A 7,816-nucleotide genomic window follows, 5' to 3' on the forward strand; every position below is an offset into this window, starting at 1 on the left:
GATCGGCGAGCCCGTCGACGGCGCCTTCCACATCGAGCAGGTCTCCGTCCACCCGGACGCCGCGCACCGGGGCGTGGGCCGGACCCTGATCGCGTACGCCGCCGACCGCGCACGCGACCAGGGCCTGACCGGTCTCACCCTGACCACCTTCACGGAGGTCCCCTGGAACGCGCCCTACTACGAGCGCATCGGCTTCCGCCCCCTGACCGACCCCGAACTCACCCCGGGCCTACGCAAGATCCGAGCCACAGAGGCCGAACACGGCTTGGACCGCTGGCCAAGAGTGTGCATGTACAGAGCCACGACTTGAGCGCCCCAAAGGGGCGCGGGGCTGTGACATTTGCGGCTCCGCCGCGCGGGCGCACCCAGCCTCCACGGACCCGCACCCATCACACACGCCCACCGACCCCCTCCCGCAACTCAACCTTCCGCACCTTCCCGGACACCGTCATCGGGAAGGACTCCATCACCCGCACCCGACTCGGCACCTTGTAGTGCGCCAACCGCCCCTCACAGAACGCCCGCACCTCCTCCAGCGTGGGCGGATCCCCGGCATCGCGCGGGATGACACAGGCGAGCACCTCCTCCCCGTACCGTTCGTGCGGCACACCCACCACCTGCACGTCGGCGATCTTCGGGTGCGCGTACAGGAACTCCTCGATCTCGCGCGGGTAGATGTTCTCGCCACCCCGGATGATCATGTCCTTGATCCGGCCGACGATCTGTACGTACCCGTCGTCGAGCATCACGGCCAGGTCCCCGGTGTGCATCCACCGCCCGGCGTCGACGGCCTCGGCGGTCTTCTCGGGCTCGTCCCAGTAGCCGAGCATCACGCTGTAGCCCCGAGTGCACAGCTCGCCCGCCGAGCCGCGCGGCAGGGTCGTGCCGGTCGCCGGGTCGACGACCTTGACCTCGATGTGCGGCAGGACGCGTCCGACCGTGCCGGTGCGGTGCTCCAGGTCGTCGTCGCGGCGGGTCTGGAGGGACACGGGCGAGGTCTCGGTCATGCCGTAGCAGATGGAGACCTCCGCCATGTGCATCTCGGAGACCACCCGTTTCATCACCTCGACCGGGCAGGGCGAGCCCGCCATGATGCCGGTCCGCAGGGAGGACAGGTCGTACGTCGCGAAGTCGGGGAGGTTCAACTCCGCGATGAACATGGTCGGTACGCCGTAGAGGGACGTGCAGCGCTCGTCCTGGACCGCGCGCAGGGTCGCCGTCGGGTCGAAGGACGGGGCCGGGATCACGATGCACGCGCCGTGCGAGGTCGCGGCGAGGTTGCCCATCACCATGCCGAAGCAGTGGTAGAAGGGCACCGGGACGCAGATCCGGTCCTGCTCGGTGTAGGCGATCAACTCCCCGACGAAATAACCATTGTTGAGGATGTTGTGGTGGGAGAGGGTCGCGCCCTTGGGGAAGCCCGTGGTGCCCGAGGTGTACTGGATGTTGATCGGGTCGTCGCAGGACAGCTCGCTCCGGCGCGTCCGGAACTCCTCGTCCAGGTCGGGCGCGCCCCGGGCGATCAGCGCGTCCCAGCTCGGGTCGCCGATGTAGACGGTCTCCATCAACTGCGGCCATTTTCCCCGTACTTGCTCGACCATGGCCCGGTAGTCGCTCGTCTTGTGGCTGAGCGAGGCGAACAGCACCGAGATGCCCGCCTGCTTGAGGACGTACTCGACCTCGTGGGTGCGGTAGGCCGGGTTGATGTTCACCATCACCGCGCCGATACGGGCGGTCGCGTACTGGACGAGCACCCACTCCGGGCAGTTGACCGCCCAGATGCCCACCCGTTCGCCCTTGGCGACCCCGCCGGCGAGCAGCGCGCGGGCCAACCGGTCGACGTCCGCGGCGAATTGGGCGTACGTCCAGCGCCGCCCGGACGGTACGTCGACGAGCGCCTCACGGCCCGGCCAGGCCGCGACCGCCCGGTCCAGGTTGGCACCGATGGTGTCGCCGACCAGTGAAGTCCCGCTCGTCCCGTGCGCGTACGACAGTTCGCCCGTCTCGTCCACGCCACTCACCTCACTCACCGGAAGTCCTCCTCGCGGTACTCGGCGTCCGACCCCGCGGCCGTCGCCTCGCGGAGCTCGATGCGGCGGATCTTGCCGGACACCGTCTTGGGCAAGTCACCGAACTCCAGGCGGCGGATGCGCTTGTACGGGGCGAGGGCCGTGCGCGAGTGTTCGAAGAGGACCTTCGCGGTGTCGGGCCCCGGCTCCCAGCCCTCCGCCAGGACGACGTACGCCTTCGGGACCGCGAGCCGCAGTTCGTCCGGCGCGGGCACGACGGCCGCCTCGGCGACGGCCTCGTGCTCCAGGAGCGCGCTCTCCAGCTCGAACGGGCTGATCTTGTAGTCGCTGGCCTTGAAGACGTCGTCGCTGCGGCCCACGTACGTGACGTAGCCCTCGGCGTCGCGCGAGCCGATGTCGCCGGTGCGGTAGTAGCCGTCCGCCATCGCCTCGGCCGTACGGTCGGGGTCGCCGTGGTAGCCGGTCATCAGGCCCACGGGCCGGGCGGACAGGTCGAGGGCGATCTCGCCCTCCGTGGCGCCGGGCGTGCCCGTGACCGGGTCGAGGAGTTCGACCTTGAAGCCGGGGCTCGGCCGTCCCATGGAGCCCGTCTTGAGCGGCTGGCCCGGGCTGTTGGACACCTGCACGGCCGTCTCGGTCTGCCCGAAACCGTCGCGGATCGTGACGCCCCAGGCGCGCCGCACCTGCTCGATGACCTCGGGATTCAGCGGCTCACCCGCGGCGACGGCCTCGCGCGGGGGCGTACGCAACTGGGTCAGGTCGGCCTGGATGAGCATGCGCCAGACGGTGGGCGGGGCGCAGAACGTCGTCACTCCCGCGCGGTCCATCTCGGCCATCAGACGGACCGCGTCGAAGCGCGTGTAGTTGTGGAGGAAGACGGTCGCCTCGGCGTTCCAGGGCGCGAAGAGGTTCGACCAGGCGTGCTTGGCCCAGCCGGGTGAGGAGATGTTCAGGTGCACGTCACCGGGCTTGAGGCCGATCCAGTACATGGTCGCCAGGTGGCCGATCGGGTACGACGTGTGGGTGTGCTCGACGAGCTTGGGGCGGGCGGTGGTGCCCGAGGTGAAGTAGAGCATCAGCGGGTCGTCGGCCCGGGTCGGGCCGTCGGGCCTGAAGACGTCCGAGGCACGGTCGTAGACGTCCTCGTACGACTGCCAGCCCGGGTGTTCGCCGCCGACCACGACGCGTGTGTAGTCACCGGGCACCTCGTCGAACTTGCCGGTGTCCTCGGCGCGCACGATCACGTGCCGGACCCGGCCCCGTTCGACGCGGTCGCGCAGGTCGGCGGGGCCGAGCAGCGGGGTGGCCGGGATGACCACGGCGCGCAGTTTCATCGCGGCGAGCGCCGTCACCCACAGCTCGGCCTGGTTGCCGAGCATGACGAGGATGCGGTCCCCGGCGCGTACGCCCAACTCGCGCAGCCAGCCCGCGACCTCGTCGGAGCGTACGGACAGCTCCCCGAAGGACAGCTTGGTCTCGCGGCCGTCCTCCTCGACGATGTGCAGCGCGGTCCTGGCGTTGCCGTGGGCGATGGGGTCGAACCAGTCGAGGGCCCAGTTGAAGTGTTCGGGGCGGGGCCAGACGAAGCCCTCGTAGGCCGTGGCGTAGTCCTCGCGGTGCTCCAGCAGGAAGTCCCGCGCGCTGCGGAAGTGCTCCGTCGGCGTCGTCGGCGGCGTAGTCATCTGTCCTCCTCGGCCCCGGACCATTGCCGGGCGGCTCACTCACATCGTGTAATCCGTGATGCGGATCTCACTACCCCCGAACGGGGGGTGCGCCGCGGCGAAGGGACGAGCACGTGGCAACTGGCGCTACCGAAGCGGTGGAGCTGCGCGGCGCGCTGATGCGGCTGCGGCGGACGACGGGGCTGCCCGTAGCGTTCGGCGGCCTGGTCGAGCCGGGCCGCCATCAGGTACGGATCAATGAGCTCAACGGTACGGCGACGGCGGCGCTCAGCGCGCTCGCGGTGTCGTCGGGCAACGGTCTCGGCGGCAAGGCGGTCGCCCTCGCCCGGCCGTGCGCCGTCATGGACTACCCGTCCTCGCGGCAGATCAGCCACGAGTACGACGCCGCGGTCGCCGCGGAGGGCCTGCGGGCCATCCTCGCGGTGCCGGTCGTCGTACGCCGCCGGGTGCGCGGTGTCCTGTACGGCGCCCTGCGCACGGCCCAGCCTCTCGGTGACCGGACGCTGTCCGCGGCGGTGGAGGCGGCGCGTGACGTGGAGCAGTCCCTGGTCGTACGGGACGAGGCGCAGGGCCTGCTGGCCGCGGCGCGCGAGCCGGAGGTGACGCCGGACGTGACCGAGGGCGCGGCGTGGGAGCGGGTCCGGGAGGCGCACGGGGCGCTGCGCGCGCTGGCCCCGCGCGTCGTGGACCCCGCGCTGCGGGCGGAGCTCCTGGCGGTCTGCGCCACGCTGACCCCTTCGCCCGGCCCGGTGCCGGCGGCCCGGCGGGTCCGGCTCACCCCGCGTGAGCTGGACGTTCTTGCCTGTGTGTCGGTCGGTACGACCAACGCGACCGCCGGGGACCGGCTCGGGCTGCGTCCGGAGACGGTGAAGGCCTATCTGCGCTCGGCGATGCGCAAACTGGGCGCGCACACGCGACTGGAGGCGGTGGTGGCGGCACGGCGGGCGGGGCTGCTGCCCTGAGATCCGCCCTCGCTTGCCGCCCCGAAGGTCCATACCTCCCCCGGCGCTCTATACATGCACGGGCACGCTGAAATCCCGTATACCGGATCTCTGTTATTTCCCTCACGGCGCAACCCTCCGAAATTCAAGGGCTCTTTGCTTAATATTGAGCCGAACACGACTGAGGGGAGCGGTGCGCGTGCGACGGGATTTCGAGGAGCCTGTCAGACCCCGTTCCGAGCAGGTCGTCGGGCGGGACGAGGTGCTCAGACGAGCCCGTGAGCAGCTCTCCCGAGGGGGCAGCCTTCTCTTGCACGGTCCGCCCGGAATAGGAAAGTCGACCGTCCTGCGGGCAATGGCTGCGGAATATGCCGAATCAGCCCGGACTGTGTTGCGTTGTTCCGCGACCGAGTCCGAATCCCATCTCCCGTTCCTCGCTCTGGTCGATCTGCTCGGCCTGGTCGCCGACGAGGTCGCGGACGCACTGCCCGCCCCGCAGCAGGCCGCGCTCGAAGCGGCGCTCACCGGCCGCGCCGAATCGTCCCTGCACCAGGACGGTCTCGCGCTGCGGCTCGCGGTGCTGTCGGTCCTGCGCGCGCTGGCGGCCAAAGGTCCCGTCCTCCTCGTCGCCGACGACCTGCAGTGGCTGGACGCGCCCAGCGCCGAGCTGCTCGGTTTCGCGGCCCGCCGCCTCGGTGGGATGCCGGTGCGGATGCTCGGCGCGGTGCGTACCGGCACCGAACCGAAGGAGCAAGAACACGACCCGTATCTACGCGCGTATCCGCCGGACGCCCTGGCCCTGCGGCTGACCCCGCTGTCCCGGCCGCACGTGTCCGAGCTGCTGGTCACCCGCGGTTACACCGGCCTGGGCCGCTCGACGCTGCGGGACATCCACCACACCAGCGGCGGCAACCCGCTGTTCGCGCTGGAGCTCGCGCGTGCCCTGGCCGAGAGCCCGACGCCGCCCCGCCCCGGCGAGCCGCTGCCGGTGCCGACCTCGCTGCGTGCCCTCGTCCTCAGCCGCCTGGAGCTGCTGTCCACCGAGGCCCGGCAGACGTTGCTGGTCGCGAGCGCGGGAGCCCGTCCCACGCAGACCCTGCTGGGGTCCGCGGGCCGTACGAACGCGGAGGCGGAGATCGCGCTCGCGGCCTCGCTCGGTCTGGTGGCGGCCCCGGGTCCCGAAGGCCAGGGCCCGGACGGGCAGGAGGGCGCGGTCCGTTTCGCGCACCCGCTCGTCTCGGCCGCGCTGTACGCACAGGCGACGCCCCAGGAGCGGCGGGCCGCCCACGCCGCGCTGTCCACGGTGGCCTCCGACCCGATCGAGCGGGCCCGCCATCTCGCGCTGGCCACCACCGGCACCGACGAGCGGGTCGCCGCACGGCTCTCCGAGGCGGCGGCGCTGGCCCGGGACCGTGGCGCGCCCTCGGTCGCCGCCCAGCTCGGGCTGCTCGCCGCCCGGCACACCCCGCCGGACGGCGGGCCCGGCGCGGACGAGCGACGGTTGCGGTCCGCCGAGGACGCGCTGACCTCGGGCGAGATCGACCTCGCCCGCGAGGTGGCCAGGGACGTCCTGGACCGGGCGACCGACCCGGCGGTCCGGGTACGGGCCTGGATGGTGGTGATCGACTCGGCGGGGCAGGCGATGGCCGATGTCGAGGCCGTGTTCCCGCAGGCCCTCGCGGACGCGGGCGAGGACCCGCGGCTGCTCGCCCTGGTCCGCTACCAACTGGCGTGGCGGGCGCTGCTCGTGGAGGGCGAGATGGCCAGGGGCCGCGAGGAGGCCGCGCACGCGGCCCGGCTCGCCGCCACCGCGGGCGACCGGAGCACCGAGCTGATGGCCCTGTCCTTCCAGGCCCAGATGGAGACCCTGATGGGTCACCCCGCGGCCCCGGCGACCCTTGAGAAGGCCCTCGCGGAACCTCAGGACCTGCGGGTGGCGTGCGACCACAACGGCGCGGGGGCCACCCGGTTCCGCTGGCAGATCATGAGCGACCAGCTCACCGACGCCCGTACGACGATCACCCGGCTCCTCGGCGAGGTGCGGCGGCGCGGCATGGTCGAGAGTGAGGTGCACTTCCTGCGCGGGCTCGCCGAGACCGAGCTGCGTTCCGGGCACTGCGCCCGCGCCCTGGACCTCGCCCACGAGAGCCTGCGGCTGGCCCGGGACACCGGTATCGGCGAGGCCGCGGGCAACATGTTCACCTCGCTCGCCGAGGCCGCGGGAGGGGACGTGCACCGGGCGCTCGTACTGGCCGGCGACGCGGTGCGCCGCGCGGAGGACGACGGCGACCTGATCTACCTCTCCCGTGCGCTGGGCGCGCTCGGGCATGCCCAGCTCGTGGCCGGTGACGCCGCCGGGACGGTCCAATCGCTGCGCAGGGCACGGGAGTTGGAGCAGGGGCTCGGCATCTCCGACCCCGCGCGGGGCCGCTGGCACGGCGACCTCGCGGAGGCGCTCGTCCTGGTCGGAGAACCGGCGGAGGCGCAGGACGTCATCACCGCCACACGCGAACACGCGGTACGGCTCCGGCGGGCGAGCGTCCTCGCCGTACTGGACCGCGCCGAGGCCCTGGTGAAGGCCGCGGCCGGTCAATACGACGCGGCTGCCCAGCAGTTGACCTCGGCACAGGACCGGCTGGCGCAGCTCGGGTACGGGCTGGAGGAGGCCCGGGCCGCCCTCGCGCTGGCCCGGCTGCGGGCGGAGCAGTCGGGGCGGGGCTCCTACGACGAGGCGGCACGGCTGTTCCGACGTTGCAAGGCGGTGCCCTGGCTACGGCAGTTGGAGACGGCCTCCGCGACCGCCCCCGCTCCCGTCGACCCCTCCACGATGGCCCCCGAGTCCCTCCTGCCACACCTCGACCGACTGGCCTCCACGGAACGTCAGGTCGCGGGACTCGTCCTGGAGGGCGCCACGAATCGCGAGATCGCCGCGCGCCTGTTCATCAGCGTGAAAACGGTCGAGGCGACGCTCACCCGGGTGTACCGGAAGTTGGGGATCCGGTCGCGGGTCGACATCGTGCGGTTGGCTGCGGGGCAGCGGCGGGGGGAGTGAACTCGCTGTTCGTGGGCGGGGGATGGGTCGACCGTCGGGGTTGAGCCGGTGGACCGAGCCGGGCCAGGGTGGTTTCCGGGGGCGTCGTGGCCGCCCGGGCGCGTGCGATCG

5 protein-coding genes are annotated in these 7,816 nt (G+C 72.0%); 3 read left to right on the forward strand and 2 right to left on the reverse strand.

All coding sequences use genetic code 11. From position 1 onward, the window contains the following. Window positions 1–310, forward strand: a 310-nt coding sequence (locus AOK17_RS37300; RefSeq protein ID WP_157881478.1) for a GNAT family N-acetyltransferase, incomplete at its 5' end; no start/stop codon positions are given. A gap of 79 nt (window positions 311–389) precedes the next feature. Here the strand turns inward: AOK17_RS37300 and AOK17_RS37305 are convergent. Both AOK17_RS37305 and AOK17_RS37310 read right to left on the reverse strand, forming a co-directional pair. Further along, window positions 390–2,030: an AMP-binding protein gene (locus tag AOK17_RS37305; protein ID WP_169801980.1), complete on the reverse strand. Its 1,641-nt coding sequence runs from the start codon at window positions 2,028–2,030 to the stop codon at window positions 390–392. Next, window positions 2,027–3,712, reverse strand: a complete 1,686-nt coding sequence (locus AOK17_RS37310) for an AMP-binding protein (RefSeq protein WP_055617043.1) — start codon at window positions 3,710–3,712, stop codon at window positions 2,027–2,029. The genes AOK17_RS37305 and AOK17_RS37310 overlap by 4 nt, the downstream gene beginning before the upstream one ends. A 158-nt stretch (window positions 3,713–3,870) precedes the next feature. Between AOK17_RS37310 and AOK17_RS37315 the strand changes: the two genes are divergently transcribed. Beyond that, window positions 3,871–4,674, forward strand: coding sequence for a response regulator transcription factor (locus tag AOK17_RS37315; RefSeq protein ID WP_055617045.1), 804 nt, complete (start codon window positions 3,871–3,873; stop codon window positions 4,672–4,674). Between the two features lie 178 nt (window positions 4,675–4,852). After that, on the forward strand, window positions 4,853–7,705 hold the full coding sequence (locus AOK17_RS37320; RefSeq protein WP_055617046.1) for a helix-turn-helix transcriptional regulator: 2,853 nt from the start codon (window positions 4,853–4,855) through the stop codon (window positions 7,703–7,705). Window positions 7,706–7,816: the final 111 nt, after the last annotated feature.

Origin of the sequence: Streptomyces phaeochromogenes (assembly GCF_001418655.1) — a bacterium.
Classification (GTDB): Bacteria; Actinomycetota; Actinomycetes; order Streptomycetales; family Streptomycetaceae; genus Streptomyces; species Streptomyces phaeochromogenes.

Coding starts and splice junctions, on each gene's coding strand:
- AOK17_RS37310 (WP_055617043.1), bottom strand. CDS start 3,712: ATGACTACGCCGCCGACGACGCCGACGGAGCACTTCCGCAGCGCGCGG.
- AOK17_RS37315 (WP_055617045.1), top strand. CDS start 3,871: ATGCGGCTGCGGCGGACGACGGGGCTGCCCGTAGCGTTCGGCGGCCTG.